Annotated in this window: 15 protein-coding genes; 10 read left to right on the forward strand and 5 right to left on the reverse strand. The window is 35.9% G+C overall.

The window, feature by feature from the left end:
* The first annotated feature begins 29 nt into the window (after positions 1 to 29).
* The 7 genes from jag to DXB73_RS10605 all read left to right on the forward strand — a co-directional run bounded on the left by jag (position 30) and on the right by DXB73_RS10605 (position 7,606).
* Positions 30 to 818: an RNA-binding cell elongation regulator Jag/EloR gene (gene jag, locus DXB73_RS10575; protein ID WP_118508127.1), complete on the forward strand. Its 789-nt coding sequence runs from the start codon at positions 30 to 32 to the stop codon at positions 816 to 818.
* A 125-nt stretch (positions 819 to 943) separates the two neighbouring features.
* Positions 944 to 2,350: a tRNA uridine-5-carboxymethylaminomethyl(34) synthesis GTPase MnmE gene (mnmE, locus tag DXB73_RS10580; protein WP_118691111.1), complete on the forward strand. Its 1,407-nt coding sequence runs from the start codon at positions 944 to 946 to the stop codon at positions 2,348 to 2,350.
* Positions 2,351 to 2,409: 59 nt separating this feature from the next.
* A complete protein-coding gene (gene mnmG, locus DXB73_RS10585; RefSeq protein ID WP_243104066.1) occupies positions 2,410 to 4,296 on the forward strand; it encodes a tRNA uridine-5-carboxymethylaminomethyl(34) synthesis enzyme MnmG in 1,887 nt (628 codons plus the stop codon).
* Positions 4,297 to 4,387: 91 nt separating this feature from the next.
* The gene (rsmG, locus tag DXB73_RS10590; RefSeq protein WP_022024103.1) at positions 4,388 to 5,095 is read left to right on the forward strand and encodes a 16S rRNA (guanine(527)-N(7))-methyltransferase RsmG; all 708 of its coding nucleotides are present in this window, start codon (positions 4,388 to 4,390) and stop codon (positions 5,093 to 5,095) included.
* A 199-nt stretch (positions 5,096 to 5,294) separates the two neighbouring features.
* Positions 5,295 to 6,068: an AAA family ATPase gene (locus tag DXB73_RS10595; RefSeq protein ID WP_022024104.1), complete on the forward strand. Its 774-nt coding sequence runs from the start codon at positions 5,295 to 5,297 to the stop codon at positions 6,066 to 6,068.
* Between the two features lie 9 nt (positions 6,069 to 6,077).
* A complete protein-coding gene (locus DXB73_RS10600) occupies positions 6,078 to 7,070 on the forward strand; it encodes a ParB/RepB/Spo0J family partition protein (RefSeq protein WP_347474590.1) in 993 nt (330 codons plus the stop codon).
* 14 nt (positions 7,071 to 7,084) lie between these two features.
* Positions 7,085 to 7,606, forward strand: coding sequence for a DUF4446 family protein (locus DXB73_RS10605; protein ID WP_118691114.1), 522 nt, complete (start codon positions 7,085 to 7,087; stop codon positions 7,604 to 7,606).
* A gap of 93 nt (positions 7,607 to 7,699) precedes the next feature.
* Here DXB73_RS10605 and DXB73_RS10610 read toward each other — a convergent pair whose 3' ends face one another.
* Entirely contained in the window at positions 7,700 to 8,716 is a 1,017-nt protein-coding gene (locus tag DXB73_RS10610; protein ID WP_118691115.1) for a glycosyltransferase family 2 protein, read from the reverse strand.
* Between the two features lie 347 nt (positions 8,717 to 9,063).
* Here DXB73_RS10610 and cdd point away from each other — a divergent pair, with 347 nt between their 5' ends.
* Together cdd and DXB73_RS10620 are read left to right on the forward strand one after the other, a co-directional pair.
* Positions 9,064 to 9,480, forward strand: a complete 417-nt coding sequence (cdd, locus tag DXB73_RS10615; protein ID WP_118691116.1) for a cytidine deaminase — start codon at positions 9,064 to 9,066, stop codon at positions 9,478 to 9,480.
* Positions 9,481 to 9,556: 76 nt separating this feature from the next.
* Positions 9,557 to 10,858: a thymidine phosphorylase gene (locus DXB73_RS10620; protein WP_118691117.1), complete on the forward strand. Its 1,302-nt coding sequence runs from the start codon at positions 9,557 to 9,559 to the stop codon at positions 10,856 to 10,858.
* Positions 10,859 to 10,981: 123 nt separating this feature from the next.
* Here DXB73_RS10620 and DXB73_RS10625 read toward each other — a convergent pair whose 3' ends face one another.
* The 4 genes from DXB73_RS10625 to DXB73_RS10640 all read right to left on the reverse strand — a co-directional run bounded on the left by DXB73_RS10625 (position 10,982) and on the right by DXB73_RS10640 (position 19,168).
* On the reverse strand, positions 10,982 to 13,312 hold the full coding sequence (locus DXB73_RS10625; protein WP_118691118.1) for a hypothetical protein: 2,331 nt from the start codon (positions 13,310 to 13,312) through the stop codon (positions 10,982 to 10,984).
* Positions 13,313 to 13,466: 154 nt separating this feature from the next.
* Entirely contained in the window at positions 13,467 to 15,065 is a 1,599-nt protein-coding gene (locus DXB73_RS10630; protein WP_118691119.1) for a protein kinase, read from the reverse strand.
* A gap of 155 nt (positions 15,066 to 15,220) precedes the next feature.
* Entirely contained in the window at positions 15,221 to 16,249 is a 1,029-nt protein-coding gene (locus DXB73_RS14405; RefSeq protein WP_147354479.1) for a hypothetical protein, read from the reverse strand.
* Positions 16,250 to 16,651: 402 nt separating this feature from the next.
* Positions 16,652 to 19,168, reverse strand: coding sequence for a papain-like cysteine protease family protein (locus DXB73_RS10640; protein ID WP_118691121.1), 2,517 nt, complete (start codon positions 19,166 to 19,168; stop codon positions 16,652 to 16,654).
* A gap of 274 nt (positions 19,169 to 19,442) precedes the next feature.
* Between DXB73_RS10640 and DXB73_RS10645 the strand changes: the two genes are divergently transcribed.
* Positions 19,443 to 19,784: a hypothetical protein gene (locus DXB73_RS10645; RefSeq protein WP_022024729.1), complete on the forward strand. Its 342-nt coding sequence runs from the start codon at positions 19,443 to 19,445 to the stop codon at positions 19,782 to 19,784.
* The last annotated feature ends 2 nt before the right edge of the window (positions 19,785 to 19,786 follow it).

Raw genomic sequence — 19,786 nt, forward strand, 5'->3', positions numbered from 1 at the left:
TGAAAGAGTGTGCAGAAATGAGGTTTATTATGTCAGAATGGCAGGAGTTTACAGCAAAAACAGTTGATGAGGCATTAACAAATGCAGTTGTATCTATGCAGACATCAAGTGATCAGTTGGAATATGAAGTAATTGAGGAAGGATCAAGCAGATTGTTAGGATTGATCAGCAAACCTGCAAAGATTCGTGCTCGCGTAAAACTTTCTTTGGATGCTATCGCTTCTAATTTTTTGGACAAGGTGTTCCAATCAATGGGAATGCAGGTAAACATTGAAATTACGATCGATGAAGTTGAAAATCAGATGAACATTGATCTTTCTGGTGAAGAGATGGGTATTTTGATCGGTAAGCGCGGAATTACCTTAGATTCTCTTCAGTATTTGGTTAGTTTAGTTATTAATCGTAATACAGAAGATTATATGAAAGTAAAGCTTGATACTGAAAATTATCGTGAAAGAAGAAAAGAAACACTGGAAAATTTAGCACACAACTTAGCACATAAAGTTAAGAGAATTCACAGACCGGTATATTTAGAGCCAATGAATCCTTATGAGCGTCGAGTTATTCATTCTGCTTTGCAGAAGGATAAATATGTTGAAACACATAGCGAGGGAGATGAGCCATATCGCAAAGTGGTAATTACATTGAAGCCGGGTGTGGATACAGGTTATGAGCGTCGTGGAAAATATTCTTATGGCAATTCTCGTTATGGAAAAAGAAATAACGGAGGATACCGTAAAAAATATAATAATTCTTATCAGAAGAAATATGATGAGTATGAGAAAGATTCTTCTGAAGATGTTCAGGATAATGAATAATAGCATTAGGAATCGAGGAAAGGGGCTGGTTTGGCTCCTTTCTTTTTCAATTGAAATAGTTTTTAAATAATGTAAAGGTGGATTTAGATTTACACATTTTGTAATAAGACAAATAGGAGACAGCAATGGAAGAAAAAACAATTGTTGGAATTGCTAGTGCTGCAGGTGGCGGGATTGGCATCATTCGTGTAAGTGGATCAGAATCAATGAAGATTGTTGATTCGATTTTTCATCCGGGAAAATTTAATAACGAAGAAAATGAAGCATTGATAGATAAATCATATCTCCAACAACAGAAATCGCATACCATTCATTATGGATTTATTATAGATGGTAATAATGAGGTTGTAGATGAAGTTATGGTTTCTGTTATGAAAGCGCCTGCAACTTATACGCGAGAGGATGTTGTCGAAATTAATTGCCATGGTGGCAATTATATATTACAGAGAGTTATGCAGCTTTTATTAGAAAAAGGTGCTTTTTTGGCAGAGCCGGGAGAGTTTACAAAACGGGCTTTTTTGAATGGACGTATTGATCTATCACAGGCAGAAGCAGTAATGAAAATGATTTCATCTAAAAATGAATTTGCATTACAAAGTGCTGTAAAACAGTTGGAGGGGTCTGTATCAAAATATATTCAGCAGATCAGAGAACAGATTTTATATGAGATGGGACGTATTGAAAGTGCTTTGGATGATCCGGAACACTATGATCTGACGGGATATTCTGATGAATTATTTGATAAAACAGAGCAGCAGATTGTTTCTTTGCAAAGATTATTGGATCGTTTTGAAAATGGTAGAATGAAATCTGAGGGGATTAATACAGTCATTGTTGGAAAACCAAATGCCGGAAAATCTTCTTTGATGAACATTTTGCTGGATGAAGATCGTGCAATCGTAACAGATATTGCAGGAACAACTAGAGATGCTTTACAGGAGTCAGTTCGGCTTGGTGGATTGATGCTTAATTTAATAGATACTGCAGGTATTCATAATACGGAAGATACAGTTGAAAAAATTGGTGTTGATCGAGCAAAACAATATATTGAGCAGGCTGATTTTATTCTATTTGTGGTTGATGGAAGTGAAGAATGGTCTGATGAAGATGAACAGATTCTTCCGTTGATCGCACAGAAAAAAGGAATTATTCTTTTGAATAAAGCAGACCTAAAAGTAAAAGTATCCGAACTATTTTTGAAAGATAAACTTTCATGGGATACGATAGCATTTTCCAATGAGACAAAACAGGGATTGCAGCAATTGGAACAATATATTACGGACAAGTTTGAACGGGGAGATCTGCAATTCAACGATCAAATATGTCTTACAAGTATTCGACACAAAAATGCTGTTATGCAGGCAGTGAATGCATTGCATCGTGTAGAACAAAGTATTAAGGATGGAATGCCGGAAGATTTTTTTACTATTGATTTGATGGAAGCTTATCAACAATTAGGATTGATTAATGGAGATACAGCAACGGAAGATTTGGTAAATAAGATCTTTGAAGAATTTTGTATGGGAAAATAGTGGGTTTAAATTGGTTGAATAGGAAAGCTAAGCAATAAATTAGCAGAATGGAGTGGACTATGTCATATACATACGAGGAGTACGATGTTGTTGTTATTGGTGCAGGACATGCAGGTTGTGAAGCAGCACTTGCCTCCGCAAGATTAGGAATGCAAACATTGGTATTTACAGTTAGTGTTGATAGTATTGCAATGATGCCGTGTAATCCAAATATTGGAGGAAGCTCGAAAGGACATCTTGTTCGAGAAATTGATGCACTTGGTGGTGAGATGGGAAAAAATATTGATCGAACATTTATACAATCTAAGATGCTCAATATGTCCAAAGGACCTGCAGTACATTCACTGCGTGCACAAGCAGACAAAAAAGAATATAGTAATTCCATGAGACATGTTCTAGAGAATACAGATAATTTGGTTATTAAACAAGGAGAAGTTGCAGAAATATTGGTGGAAAACAAATGTGTTGTTGGAGTTAAAACAACATCAGATGCTATTTATCCATGTAAGGCTGTTATAATGTGTACGGGAACATATTTGAGAGCACGTTGTATTTATGGGGACGTTAGTCAATATACCGGGCCAAACGGTTTAACTGCAGCAAATCATCTGACACAAAATCTGATTGATCTTGGAATAGAAGTTCGCCGTTTTAAGACAGGAACACCTGCGCGAGTAGATGGAAGAACTATAGATTTTTCAAAGATGGAAGAGCAAAAGGGAAGTGAAAGAGTGGTACCTTTTTCATTTACAAATACACCGGAAAAATTAGAGCGAGAACAGGTATCTTGTTGGCTGACCTATACCAATGAAAATACACATAATATCATACGTAATAATATAAATCGTTCACCACTTTACTCTGGGGATATTGAGGGGACAGGACCAAGATATTGTCCGTCAATTGAGGATAAAGTAGTTCGTTTTGCAGATAAAAAACGCCATCAGGTTTTTCTGGAGCCGGAGGGTAATTATACAAACGAAATGTATGTTGGCGGAATGTCAAGTTCTCTTCCCGAGGATGTACAATATGCGATGTATCATTCTGTACCGGGATTGGAACATGCAACAATTGTGAGAAATGCATATGCTATTGAGTATGATTGTATAAATCCAACGCAGTTAAAGGCATCCTTGGAATATAAAAAGATCAGTGGATTTTTTAGTGCGGGACAGGCAAATGGTAGTTCTGGCTATGAAGAAGCTGGTGCACAGGGTATTATTGCAGGAATTAATGCCGCAAGAAAATTACAAGGAAAAGATCCTTTGATCTTAAATCGTTCACAGGCATATATCGGAGTTTTAATTGACGACCTCATTACAAAAGGAACGAATGAGCCATATCGTATGATGACATCAAGAGCAGAATATCGTTTACTTTTGCGTCAGGATAATGCAGATCTTCGATTAACAAAAATTGGTCACGAGGTCGGATTGATTGACGATAGCCGCTATGAAAAATTATTGATCAAGGAGAAAATGATTGAAAAAGAAATACAACGATTGCAGCATACTACAATTGGTGGTAAAAAGGAAGTTCAAAAATTATTAGAACAATATGGTAGTACGTTATTACAGTCGGGTTCCACATTAGCTGATTTATTAAAGCGACCGGAATTATCATATGATATTTTGGCACCAATTGATGAAGACAGACAGAATTTACCTGAGGATGTCTGTGAACAGGTAAATATTTCCTTGAAATATGAGGGATATATAACAAGACAACAGAAACAGGTGGCACAGTATCAAAAATTGGAAAATCGTAAAATTCCAGAGGATATTGATTATACACAAGTAAACAGTCTTCGTAAGGAGGCTGTTCAGAAGCTGGACGATCTTCGTCCGACATCAGTTGGTCAAGCATCGAGAATATCCGGTGTTTCTCCCGCAGATATTTCTGTTTTACTGATTTATCTGGAACATTACAATCAGAAAAAACTGTAATGGTTAATTAGTACTTGTATAGATTTATTATTTTTTACCGACTGTAAGAAATATTTACCATAAATATATTGTAGTAGAAATGAGGAATGATATGATTGACTTATTAAGTGATTATTGTAAAAAAATAGAGCTTGATATAACAGATACACAGTTACAACAGTTTGATGATTACTATCGTTTTTTGGTGGAAAAAAACAAAGTAATGAATTTAACGACAATCATAGAAAAAGAGGATGTTGTGTTGAAACATTTCATTGATAGTATATATATCATGAAGTATACTGATTTCGATGAAAAAAAAGTTATTGATATTGGAACAGGGGCAGGATTTCCAGGAATTCCTCTTGCTATTATGAATCCGCAGACTTCGTTTGTATTATTGGATTCTTTGAATAAGCGAATTAACTTTTTAAATGAAGTGTGCAATCTATGTAACTTGAGTAATGTTATTACCATACATGGACGAGCTGAAGAAATATCACGTAAAGAAGAATATCGTGAAAAATTTGATTATGTTGTTTCAAGGGCTGTGGCTAACATGTCTACTCTGTTAGAATACTGTACGCCATTCCTAAAAGTTGGTGGTCAATTTATTTCATATAAATCCGGTAAGGTGGAAGAAGAATTATCCGGTGCACAAAATGCTATGAAAATATTAGGATGTAAATTGAATATTTCTATTGATTTTCAATTGCCAAATACGGATATGGATAGAAAATTTGTTATTTATGATAAAATTAACAAATGCGCAAAAAAGTATCCTCGGCAAGGTGGAAAACCAAGAAAAGAACCACTTTGATAGTGGTTCTTTTTTGAAAAATATGATATACTTAAATGGTGAAATGTTTCACGTGAAACATTTTCTAAGACCGAAGAAAACTGCTTAGGCAGTTCAGTTATTTGGTGATGCAAAGTATGATAATGTCCTTATGAAAAATAAGGAGTAGTGTAGATATGCTCACTTTGATCAATACAATTGTAAAACTATGGAGGAATATATGGGAAGGGTAATCGCAATATCAAATCAAAAAGGTGGCGTTGGTAAAACAACGACAGCAATTAATTTGTCTGCTTGTCTAGCAGAGAAAGGAAAGAGAGTATTAACAATTGACATGGATCCGCAGGGAAATACTACTAGTGGATTGGGTATTGATAAATCAACAGTGGAACATACAAGTTATCAGTTGTTGACGAATGAAACTACAATTTGGGAGGCTATGACTCCTTCAATTGTCCCTGGTCTTTCTGTAATTGCGTCTGAACGTAGTTTGGCAGGCGCTGAAATTGAATTAATTGGAGTTGAAGATCGCGAATTTATTTTAAAAAAAGAAGTTGATAAAGTTCGTGATAATTATGATTTTGTGATTATTGATTGTCCCCCTTCCTTAAATACACTTACCGTTAATGCAATGACAACAGCAGATACGGTTCTTGTTCCAATCCAGTGTGAATATTATGCGTTAGAAGGATTGAGTGAACTAATCTATACCATTGAGCTTGTTAAGGAACGTCTTAATAATAAATTGGAAATAGAAGGTGTTGTTTTTACAATGTATGATGCTAGAACCTGTCTTTCATTGCAGGTAGTTGAAAATGTAAAACAGAATCTTCATCAAAATATTTATAAAACTATAATACCAAGAAATGTAAGATTGGCGGAAGCACCAAGTCATGGACTTCCAATAAATCTTTATGAGCCAAAATCTGCGGGGGCAGATGGTTACAGAAGTCTGGCAGATGAGGTTATAAATCGAGGAAAAGAAGAGGAGTAAATGTTTCACGTGAAACATTTTGCAGAAATCTTTATGAACAGTACTCTTGACATGAAGATTAAAAGAAATTTTAGAGAGTGCAGAAATGGAGAAAAAATGGCTAGAGGATTAGGAAAAGGAATTGATGTTTTAATACCGGAAGTAAAACATTCGACAGGTAAAGACGAAAAGAAGGTTGTCAAAGAAGTTGTCAAAGAAGTTTTGAAAGAAACGAATGAAATTGACATCAATAAGGTCGAGCCAAATGAAAATCAGCCAAGAAAAGAATTTAATGAAGATGCATTACAAGAGTTAGCAGATTCTATAAAACAGCATGGTTTGATTGAACCAATTATTGTTCAAGAAGGTAAAAAGGGTTTTTATCAGATTATTGCTGGTGAAAGACGATGGAGAGCTGCGAGATTAGCAGGATTAAAAAAAGTTCCTGCAATTGTTAAGGACTATACCGACCAAGAAATTATGGAAATTGCTCTGATTGAGAATATTCAGAGAGAGGATTTGAACCCCATTGAAGAAGCAGAAGCATATCAGAGATTAATAAGTGAATATAAACTAAAACAAGATGAAGTCGCTGATAAAGTGTCAAAAAGTCGAGTTGCAATTACGAATGCATTACGCCTTTTAAAATTAGATGAGCGTGTAAGAAGAATGGTTGTTGAAGATAAGATAAAAAGCGGACATGCCAGAGCATTGCTATCTATTAAAGACGGAGAATTGCAATATGAAACAGCTTTGCAAATTTTTGATGGAAATTTAACAGTTCGAGAAACTGAAAAACTGGTCAAAAAATTGTTAGAGGAACCTAAGCCAAGCAAGAAAGAAGATGTAGAAATAAATAAACAATTACAGATTATTTATGAGCAGTATGAAGAAAAATTGAAAAATAAACTTGGTACGAAAGTCAAAATCAATCAAAAGAATAATGGAAAAGGAAAGATAGAAATCGAGTACTATTCTGCTGATGATTTTGACAGAATTATTGAGGCTATCACACAAAAGTAATGGAGGAAAAATAAATGTACTTATTTGAACAATATGGTATTGATATAGGATATGTTGTAATTGGTTTAGCAGGTGTAGTATTATTACTATTGATCATGATAATTGTAATGATGGTCAGAAACCATTTGCTGCGGAAAAAATATAAACAGTTTATGGAAGGAGAAAATGGCAGATCATTGGAAAAGGCATTTTCCGATAAGTTTGAAGCGATTGATCAATTGCAGGATGATGTTAAAAATATTAATGGACATATAATAAAAATTACAAATCAATTGACTACAGCATACCAGAAAATTGGATTAGTAAAGTATGATGCTTTCAAGGAAATTGGTGGAAAGTTAAGTTTTGTATTGGTACTGCTGACAGAGGACAATAATGGTTTTATTATAAACTCGATGCACAGTACAAAAGATGGATGCTATACGTATGCAAAAGAAGTTGTAAATGGAGAGGCATTTGTGATTTTGTCAGAAGAAGAACAGCAAGCTTTAGAGGCGGCAAAAGCAAATAAGCCATTGCATAAAATAGAAGACTAATATAAAATATTGTATTATATCACAGGGTTCCTCAAATATGAGGGACCCTGTGATATTTAAAACTATAATATTTAATGCTTTACTCTTCAGAATCTAGTTGAAACTATAAATGCGGTTGAAAAAATAATAACCCCAAACAATAATCTTGCGACCGGCTCTATTCTTAGACTGAAGAGGAAGTCCAAGTTTGCGATGTGTAATAATACGATAGACTGTCTTGTTTTTGACCTTTAAATAATGCCAAAGTTCATCTCTTTTATTAAGGTTATCTGGGGATCCAGATTTTACTAATAAAGCAGAGCTGACGATCATCATCATTGCAAGGTATTTCATCATATAATTACGTAATTTCTTGTCATGGATCGACATTAAATCCTGTGAATCAATCATCAATTTAGTAACTTTAATTTGCTGATCGATTCGTTTGGTCATAATTGCTTCATTAACAGATTGTCCTTCTCGACCTATATAATAACGATAAAGATCAATATTTAGATAATACATCTTCTTAACATATGGAAGAGGCGTATATGCATAAATATTGTCTACATAGAACGTGTGTTCTGGAAGGTGCAAGTTACAATCACGTAGTAACTTAGTTTTGTAGATTATCGAGTGCATCAATAAGTTTTGACTCATACGAAAATGTTTTACGTCGCTCCAGCTGATGATCTTATTCTTAGGAATCGCCATATTATAATTGATGGCTTTTCGCTTGTGGGCGCTTGGTTTTTCATAAACATAGTTGGCAATGATCATGTCCAAAGACATAGATTCTACTACTGACTGACGTAAAAATTTGATTAACTTCAGCATAGCAGTTTTGTCAAACCAATCATCGCTGTCTAATACCTTAAAATAAAGTCCGGTAGCGTTTGCAATTCCCATATTGACTGCAGAACCATGTCCACCATTTTCTTTATGAATTGCACGAACGATATGTGGATATTTGGATTCATATTGTTGAGCAATAGTTAGAGTATCGTCTTTAGATCCATCATCTATCACTAAAATTTCAACATCGTCGCCACCTAGTAAGGCAGACTCTATTGCCTTTGCCATGTAATCCTGCGAATTGTAGCAGGGTATTGTAACGGTTAATAATTTCATAGTTACCTCATTTCTTTATGCAAAACACGAGAAAGAACTATCGAAAATCGACAATTCTCTCCAATACTATAGTAAAATCATAACATGAATATACCCATTATTAAAGAAAAAAATTCTGAAAGTTTTCTAACAAAATAAGAAATCACGCAAAAACATTGCGTTCTGCGGCAATTATTATGACATAATAAGCGATATGCGGTCGTAGAGGATTTGTGGTATGGAAAGTTTGAGTTATAAATAATAAAAATAGTGTTAAAATGGAAATTATATGATACATTAGAATAAAAGCAGAATAATGATGTAAGCTAGAATTTATTATTTGTTGATTAAAAATGAGGAGGAGAGCAATGGTAAAAAAGACAGCAAAAGAAATGCTGGAGAAAGCAATAGAAATGAGAAAAAAATCATATGCACCTTATTCGAATTTTTGTGTAGGTGCATGTTTAGAATGTACGGATGGAAAATATATTACCGGGTGTAACATTGAAAACTCCAGTTATGGAGCAACCAATTGTGCAGAGAGAACAGCTTTTTTCAAAGCAGTAAGTGATGGAATAACTCATTTTTCAAGAATTGCTATTGCGGGAGGACAACGAAATGGAGCACTTCAAATATGTCCACCTTGTGGAATTTGTCTGCAGGTCATGATGGAATTCTGTGATCCGGATCATTTTGAGATAATTTTAGGAGATGGTGAAAATGATATCACATACTTATTAAGGGATTTGCTGCCAAAAGGATTTGGGCCAGAAAATATAAAATAGCGCAAGAGTAGGACAAGATAGAAAAACAGGTTTTACAAGAAACGCAGAGAGATGATGAAAAGAGAGGAGAAGAAATATGAATGTGTATGAAATTATTGATAAGAAAAAAAGGGGTTTGGAGCTTAACCAAACAGAAATTGAGTATTTGATCAATGGATATGTAAATAATGAAATTCCTGATTATCAAATATCGGCTTGGTTGATGGCAGTTTACTTTCAGGGGATGACAGATCGTGAACTTTTGGCGTTGACAAATTGTATGACAAAATCCGGTGAAATTGTGGATTTATCAAGTATTATGGGAGTAAAAGTGGACAAGCATAGTACTGGGGGAGTTGGTGATAAAGTTACTTTAGTTGTTGCTCCAATTGTTGCAGCGTGTGGTGGAAAAGTTGCTAAAATGAGTGGTCGGGGGTTAGGATTTACGGGAGGAACAATTGATAAGTTAGAAGCAATTCCCGGCTTGAAAACTGCTTTGGCGGAAGAAGATTTTTTTAATATGGTGAATGAAATAGGATTGGCTGTTATGGGGCAATCTGCAGATATTGCACCAGCGGACAAAAAGCTATATGCGTTGAGGGATGTGACGGCTACAGTGGACAGCATTCCGCTGATAGCATCTTCTATCATGAGTAAGAAGCTGGCTGCCGGAAGCGATAAGATTGTTTTAGATGTTACTGTAGGTAGTGGTGCTTTTATGAAGGATAAAGAAAATGCAGTGCAATTGGCTGAAAAAATGGTTGCGATTGGAAATGGGGCCGGGAAGAAGACGGTTGCAATTTTGACAAATATGGATGTACCGTTAGGAAAAATGGTTGGAAATAACTTAGAAGTAGTTGAAGCAATCGAAACTCTTAAGGGAAGAGGTCCGGAAGATTTGATAGCGGTAGTTGTTGAAATAGCATCGACGATGCTTTATTTGGCACAGATAGGTACAAAAGAAGAATGTATGAAGAAAGTAAAGCGAGTTATTGCAGATGGATCTGCACTTGAAAAATTAAAACTTATGGTAGAAAGACAGGGAGGAGACGGCAGTTATATCGAAAATCCGGATCAATTTGAAAAAGCAATATATCAGCATGAGATAATAGCAAATAATAGCGGATATATTGGAACAATGAATACGGAAGAATGCGGAAAAGCTGCAGTTTTGCTTGGAGCAGGAAGAGAGGTTAAGGATGATCCAATTGATATGACGGCTGGCATCAAATTTAATAAAAAAACAGGAGATGCTGTGAAACAAGGGGATATAGTTGCAATAGCATATAGTTCCTCGAAAGAAAAACTGCAGCAAGGGGTGCAAAAAATTAGTGATATTTATGATATTGTGGACAAGAGACCGCAAGTAGTACCTGAAATTATTGGTTATATTGAGTAACATAAGCATATAAGAGGTAAAAGGCTGATCCGCATGAGATTGGGACGTTAGATGATGGTTATATTGAGTAACACTAGCATATAAGAGGTAAAAGTCCTCTGCTAGTGAGAAGTAAGAACCAAATTAATAAAACTTGGTATTTTTATAAGAGGCCTGAGTGGTTTTTATGGATTTGCCGGTTTCCATTTTATCAAAGAAAAAGATATTATGTGAACTTGCATAAAAAGAATGTCCTTCATTGGAATTGACATAACAGGCGGATATAATAGTTCCATTCTTATCGTAATCAACAAACACACAATCTTTCTTGTTCTGCGCATTTAGCAATACATTTTCTGCAATCATAATTTGTTTTATATTGTGGTGGTGTAGTGTTGCAGTATGGGAGGATGCTAATACTTCTTGGCACTTAAATTGCAGATTGGAAGTAGTATTATTGAAATTCCATGTTGTATTAATCTCGGCAGAATCAACAAAATCGATGTAGGGATTTCTAGAGCACAATTTGTATTGCTGTCCGATTTCTAGGACAGGAAGTGATATGGAGGAACGATAAGATTGATCGGAAATATGTTCAAATGAAGAACTTTGGAGCGAGGTAAGTGCAAACCATTTATTGTCCTGTTTTTGGTACAGTGTATAAGGAAGAGAGGAATAGACCTTGTTCGTAAAATTACCATACAATATTGCTGTTTTCGAAACACCCTTTTGAAAAAAGGCAGAGGTAGGACAAATAGTATTATTGGTAATAGAGATCTTTGATAGAAATGCTGTTGCTATGGGAGAATGATCCTCATTAAGCGGCTGAATGGAAATATAGTATTTTCCATCCGGCAGACAGATATTATAGGTAGTAAAAAAGGAATTTAGTGCATTGGTCAATTGTACTTGATGAGAGGAAAATGATAGATTGACAAAGGGGATAGTTGTTGATGTAATCTGACAGCCATCCTCTTGATATAAACAGGTTCGAAAGCTTCCCTGTGAGTTATTTATTGTAGAATCAGTGTTTATATAAGAAGATATTGTGTCCGTATTTGCATACAACGATTTAATCTTTGTGGTGGGGATCTCTGATAAATTGCAGTCTATAAATAATTGTTCAGATGTACTATTATTAGGACAGAAAGAAATGGAAATTGTTTGGTAATTACTATATGACAGTCGATCATCGGAGAGAGGAGAAGCAGGTGAAACTTCCAAATAATATAATTTATTAGGGGTGTAAGAAGAAAGTTTTATCTGCGATGATGTGTAGGCATCCGGCAAAGTATTATTGCAATAAATACTTTCTTTAATAGTATCTTTATACGTGATTTTGGTATAGTTTTTACGAGAAATATTCGTGTTATAAGAGAACGTGATCATGCCGTTACTGTCTGTCAGACCAGAGGTCAAGACAGTGTTAGATTCATCTTTCAGAGAAACAGAAACACCTTTCATATTTTGTTTAGCATTAGCTATTTTGCAGGAAAGACGAAGTTGCTTCTTTTTTAGAGTAATGTTTTGACATAAAACAGTTTGTGAAAGATTAAATTTTTGAGAATAGGAAGTAATATATTCGTCCTTTTGAAAAGCGATGATGTATTGTCCGGAGTGAATGTCGGAAATACAGTAATGACCATTTTTATCAGTTTTTGCAGAGGATATATTTTTCGTGATTCTATTTTGATCGTTGATTGAGCAAAGAGATACTGTTGTACCAAAAATAGGACGTTGCTCACTATCAAAAACAAATCCCTGTACTTTGTTTGGAGTTAGACGTTCTTTATAGTTTATGGAAAGAGGCTTAGAAAGAAAAGGTGCGGTAATTTTATAAACACCGTTTGCTGAACCATTTCCGGGACATAATTTTTCTTCACTATATTTGTCAAGCTGATATGTTATTTTTTTGCCATCAGAAGATAATGAATCGAAGTGTGCCTGTAGTTTAGGTGTGGTGGAATTTGATTTTCCGGTTAAAGTGATTTTGGAACTGCTTACTTCTTTTTGCAACAATATACGACTGCTGTATAACACAATAGAGTGATTCCATGGGTTGATTGCTGTACGAGTTTTAATAGTGGCGTTTGGCAAGAATTTGCCAGAAATTTTTGATGTTTTAGTCTGTTCGTAAATTTGGACAGATTTATGGAGTGATTTGTATTTCCTGTTTTTAATTTTAATGCGTACACGTATGGTGATTTTGCCAGATTTACGAGTGGTTAATTGCCCTGTTTTTTTGTTGATCTTGGCACGAGATGTTTTACTTAACGAATAAGATAATGTCGATTTTTTGGGACGATTTTTGACTTTTACATAATAAGATTTTCCAACAAATAATTTTTTAGAAAATGACTTGATCTGCGGTTTTTTTTGCTTTGCCTGTGCAGAAGCATTATTATGAAATGCAATAGAAAATAGCAGCAATGATAATAGAAAAAGTCGTCCTGTTTTTTTGAATAGTGTGTTCATAAGATCCTCCAATTCTGCACACTATATACAGAAAAATCTGTTTCAGTGTGCGCAGTGTTAATAATAACGGTAAATAGCAGCTTGCGTATGAAATGCAAAGTGCTAATGATGATAATGGCAGCTTGCGTATGCACAATGCTTGGTATTGATATTGTCAGTAAATAATGTTACAGGTGGGGAGAGAAACTTGTAACTTTTTGATACTTGCGGGGTCGACAGATGTATCCGAAAGGATAAGTATTCGAAGTTTTGTCAGAGAGGCAAGGCAATCAATGGATGCTAATTGTTGGTTGCCTGACAAATCTAAAACTTTCAGTTGCTTTAAGTTACTGATCGGAAGAAGATCGGTGCAACTATTATCGGATATAATTAAAGTTTCCAGGGTGGTGAGGTTTTCTAATGGTTCTAAGGATGAAATTTTATTTCCACTAAGAAATAATTGCTTTGTATTAGAAAAGTCACTGAGTTCATCAACTGAAGAAAACCTGTTATTTTCACCGTAGAGGATGGACCAGTTTTGCTCTAACATCTGTTCGTTACATAATTCAGCAATAGTAGATGCTTGCTTATTACTAATGTCTAAAATTTCGATGGAAGGGCCGGATGCTGTTTTTGCTGAAAAGTTATGTTCGGTTTCGGATTCCGGATATGTATTTTGTGAGGTTTGATTTCGAAAAGGATGTAATAATCTGCTCCCGACAAAAAATAATAGGACAATAGCACAACAGATCGATATTCCTAGAATCTTGTGAATACAAGAAAATTTAAAAAATTGAAATTTAGGTGATCGAACCGGTCTTTGCCTTCGATTAAAGTCGAACCTTATCGGGAGAGTTATGTGTGGCTTCGCAAAATGAAATGGCGAATTAGCTGTGTTTTTGGGACAATTGGCATCCTTTAAGGACGACTTGGCTAGAGATGTGGTGCGAATATTGAAGAATGGTTCCGTAACTTTAATTAATTGGAGATGATAGGAGGAAAGTGCCAATAGAGGATGCAATAATTGTTCTAAATTATCTACAAAACTAGTAACATCGTGATAACGTTGATGAACATCGGTGTGAAGTGCTTTTTGAAAACAAGAATATAATTCCATTGGATACGAAATTCCATGAGTTTCCATCTTTTTCTGATAATCAGCGTAATCGGAGAGAGATAAAGAGGCAATATTATCCGGAATCATTCCATTGTGAAGCAAACCAAATAGGAGAACGGCAAAGCTGTACAAATCCGATTGAATGGATGGCTTGAAAAGCTGATATTCAGGAGGTGCAAAATGTGGCGTGAAATAATTATCCCAATTGTTTTGAAAAACATATCTGGACGAGGAATAATCACCTAATACAAAAGAACCATCATAATCCACAAAGATATTATCCGGAGACACATCCAAGTGTAATATATTATGCTGGTGGAGAATTTCCAATGCAGAGCATAGTTGGTGAGCTAATGATAGGATATCCGACAAGGAAAGTGCATTTGAACGAATATAGTCTTTAAGAGGCGTGAGCATTGGAAAATAGACAAGACGCCATCCATGCTTTAACTGTATTTGTGATATTGGCAATAGATGTCTGTGCTTAATGTGGGATATGTCAAAATAAAGTTTGTGTTGAAAGTGTTCTTTGGCATATATGGATAAAACTTTAATTTCTCCAGAGTAAATATGCTGCACGGACAGCGTTGCATGACTATTAGAACAACGTATTACAGATAATATTTTCCAGTTGGAATCGAGTTTGAAGTGTATCATATCAAGTGCTCCTTTTTGAGTTATTATTTGATCACATAGTTATCATGTTATGGAAAAGGTTTTAGCCATCTATTGTTATTTCCTAGGAATTCAAACTTCGCACATTCGAAGTTTGAGTTAGGAAGAGGAATACGTAACCTTATGGCAGTAACAGTTCAAGGATCAACCTTTACGGTACATGAAGAAGAATAAGATCCATCTTGAATAATAATATAAAACAATCCGGCAGAGGTTGCATACACGATACCGTCGGTGATATGAAGAGACGAGGAAGAGGGTGTAAACGAAATGGGATGATTTGGGACGGTTGTGTATATTCTTTCTGCTAATGCGATAGAAGTTCCTTTCTTGAGCCGAATATAGTGTATGGCTGGAGTAACAGGGGAAAGAGTGGTGCCGGAAGATATATATTTTTTGGAAGAGGTGGACGCATTATTCGTAGCAGCCGTTTTTCCTTTCCGGGAAGAAGAGCTCTTAGTGGCTTTCTGCCGGCTGTCATTCCGGGAAGAAGAGTTATTAGTGGCTTTCTGCCGGCTGTCATTCCGGGAAGAAGAGTTATTAGCGGTTTTCTGTCGGCTGGCATTCCGGGAAGAAGAGCTCTTAGTGGTTTTCTGTCGGCTGGCATTCCGGGAAGAAGAGCTCTTAGTGCTTTTTTGCTGATGTCGCTTGTGAGAGGACGCAATATTGGTGGCGTCTTTGTGGCTTGTTTTGGGAGAAGCAGTTGTATCGGTGGTGTATCGAATATTAATAGAGCCGGCAGAACGTATATTACGCTGATTATGAATTTTTATAAAATAGCGGTTTTCTGCAATAAAAGCATTGTTCTTGAAATATAAGATATTTTTCTTTCTTGTGGTGGATATAGAGGATCCGTCGCTATTCATGACGGAGATGGAAAAATTAGAGAGATTACTAACTGTAACAGAAAGCGTATTTTTGGTGCGGGAGTAAGAGGACGGCACGGTGTAATAGGCATAAAAATGTTCATAGGCTTCTAACTGAAACTTCTTTGTGCTATTGAATGAAAGAGAAATAGAAGAAGTGAGAGAGTCACCAGCTGCATAGGCAGACATCGGAGTAAGTGCCACAAGGCAGAGTATGAGCGAGAGGTGCAATATCTTTTGAACAAAGGGACAAAGATATAGAAGGTTGATTCGAGACAATAGTTGTTGTATATACTGCATAGAGACTCCTTTCTTGTAATGCAAGTTAATATAAATCTGTGAGTAATGAGTATTGTAATGAAATAATAAGAAGTTGTCTATTGACAAACATTACAAAAAACGCAACATATGTTTGTTTAAATACACAAAAAATATTATATTAAATTTTTTCCGCATTAGCGTAGTAATCACTATGCTGTGACTGCAAACAGCACCGCTCGAGCGCGAAAGAGTCGCAAGCGACTCTTTGTTCTTGACATAATACACAATATGTGGTTAGAACAGTAACTTTAGGTATGGGGAGCATTAGTAAGTAATATGTGACCCGATAGCAGTTTTTAATGAGTAAGGTTTGAGTTAAAAAGCTCTACGCAAAATCTGCGTAGAGCTTTTGGAAATTATAGATCAATTTAGATTTCGATATCAATCGACATAGCTGACAAATACATATCCTGCCTGCTTAAACATGTGCTCTGCCTGATTTAATGATACTTTGCGTTTTCTGTGTGTGGCAGGATCCATCCAAGTAACGGAGGAAGAATCATAGCCGATGATAAGGACGGCGTGTCCGCTGCTTTCCATCGCAATGACAGGTTTTTCACTGCTGACAAAATAGAGTATTTCATCGACAGTACATCCGGTGAGATTTACCGGAGTGTCGAGATGGGATCGCAGCATTTTCATAATGGTTGATCCTTTTAACTCGGAGACTGTTGTAGTTACTTGAGCGGCTTGCAATAACATTTGCGTGCTTGCTTTTATTGTAGAAATATTACCGGATGGATATGTGATTCCGGCAATTTCTTTGCTTAAAAATTTACCGCCACGTTCCCAGATGATATGAGAATCACTATCCATAACAACGCCCATCTGTTCATCAGCGAGAGTGATCGCTTTAGAAGCATCGCCATAGGATCCGGTAATTCCGCCATATGCGTAAATATAGTATTTCTTAGTGGCGTTTGTATCTTCTTCTTTAAGATGAAAAGTAGTATCTTCCGTGATCATTACACTCTTTGTTGCGTGAGTTTTTGGAAGAGACTGCATCACATAACCGGCTGGCAGGGAAATATATTTTTCGGTCAATGCTTTATCGGTAATACGCGTAGTTAGCTTGATCGCCTGCGCAGCTGTATTTTTCTGGTTCATGATACTATCATCAGATGCCTTTTTCCAGGCACCGGAAACACGTTTCAGTCGTTTTAGTCGGATGACATTTCCATCGACTACAGCATTTGTTACATAGGTATTTCGGGTATTGTATTCGCGTAAAATGTTTCCTGTACAGTCGGAAATAACAAGCTTGTAAGCGGGACGAATAATGTCACCGGTCGTTGATTCGTGAATATCTTTGTTGCGTACAAATCCATATACGACGTTAGAGTCTATAGTTCCAAGGGCAACCAGACTTTGGCCGGAAGGAGCCTTTAACGTTAATTCTTTGGAGGAATTAAGGTCAAGAATAGTCAGCTTGCTTGCGTTACCGTTTGCCGATGCATTGGACCAGATAAAGCAGTGAGCCTGTTCCAACATTAAGAAATTATTAGCTGAGGCATTTTGTGTAAGGATATCATATCGCTTGGATGATATGTTATACGCATATACCGTGTCCTGTAACGAGAAGTAAAAGATGTTTTTGTTGTTAATATAACAAAAATCACCAAAGTCTTCTTTAAGCTGCTCGTAAGTCGTGGTGAGAGGCAGATATACACGCTCGGTAATCTGGTTATCAGCAACGCTGTAATCATAGAGGAGGATACCAACTCGGCCTTCATAATCACCACAGTTCATATAGCCATAAACGACAAAGCTGATATTTCCATCATCGTCTAAGTTTAGTATGCGAATATTATGCTGGTCGTAGTATTCGCGGATATAATCATTGTTGCCGGTTTCAAAACTAAATACATTATTCAGCTCATTTTTTTTGAGATCGTAATACCACAAAGAGCCATTGCGAACAAAAGCGAATTTTTTATTGGAGTCGCTGGAAGTAATATCCAGATCTTCAGCGGAAGAAATACCAATTTTGACCTCACTTTTGTTGATTGAAATCAGGGAAGGATCAAAAATTGCTTCCATAGTTCGCTTGAAATATAACAAATATATGCGCCCGCCGGAATAGCGCACACGATAAAATTCTTTCACCTGATACGTCTCAGAACCGGATGCTGTTGTGGCAGACACAAAGTATGTCTGAGAGATGGCAGCAGTTTCAATGTTGAGCTCTTTGACAGTAGGCACAACATCCGTTAATTTTCTAGGTTTTAATTTTCCCCAAGTGATAAGCTTGCGGCTGGAATGAATATCAACGGATTCATAAGAAGAATCATCGTTTGTGCCACTCTCTAAATACTGCGAAAGATCCAGAGACTTACCCTGGTCAAAAGTTGCTGCATGAAATTTCGCTACAAAGTCCAATTTTTTGGATAGGAAAAAGTCATTGTCATAATATTTTATACGAGTATAAAAATGAATCTTTTTGCTATAATTGGTTATAAGTGTCATGCAGAATCCATACTCAGTACTCGTGTCCATTGCCTCTTTTAAGTGGACGGTAGCAACTTTATATTTTTTGTTTTTGTCAAAGGCAGTAATATCTCCGGTTTCAATGGATTTATTATTGGCAATATCGCGCAATTCATAAGAAAGTTTCTTGATCTTAGAATCGTTTTCGGCGATATTCACGGCAAAAGTTTTGCCGGTGTCCAGTGGTGTGATGGATTCTCGAACTGTGCTGCTGTTAAGTTCGCTGCTGTATCCGTGCAGTGGATTGATAAACGATTCTCCTACCTGCAGATAAACCATAGGAAATGTAGAATCCTGAATGCTGCTTGCAGTCGTTGTACTTACGGAAATCGATGGAATACTTTTGCTGAAAAAAGCAATCCCTATCATAAAAATAAATACTAAAGCAATAAATTTATATAAATGTTTCAATGGTATCCTCCTCAAGATTGAATGTTATAAGGAAAAGTTCCTATCACACTCAATTTTCTTAACTGAAATTCATTTTCAAAAAATATTCACTACAATAGTATAAGATGTTTGTCCATAAAAGGCAATGAACATATTCTTAAATTTTGGGGATCATAAACAAGTAAATATTGTGAAAATGTGTGTAGATCACTCAAAAAATGTGCATAACTTATCACGATTTACGAAAAATGTGCATAGGATAACTAGCAAAGAATGATTTAGGAGAATCGATCTTATGCTGCATAAATATGGAAAAGGAACGATGATGACATTTCCACTGGAATTTACGGAGGTAACAGAAGAACAAAAAGAATGGGATGATCAGTACTTAATGCCGATGGAAGCCAAAAAGATACAATTAGAAGTAATGGAAATGTGTGATCAGATGGAATATGATGGAAGTCCAATGTTTGACTGCTATCCTGATCGCATAATAATAGGGCGAATGGTGCAAAAAATCTGTGGAGAACGGTGTAACGATCCATATTACAATGCATTGGTACAGGTCATGTTGTGTAAGGAGATGAGATGCAGAAGAAATCGTCGTGATTGCCATAAAAAACGTATTCTGCACTAATA

This window comes from Clostridium sp. OM05-6BH (assembly GCF_003481635.1).
GTDB lineage: Bacteria > Bacillota > Clostridia > Lachnospirales > Lachnospiraceae > Butyribacter.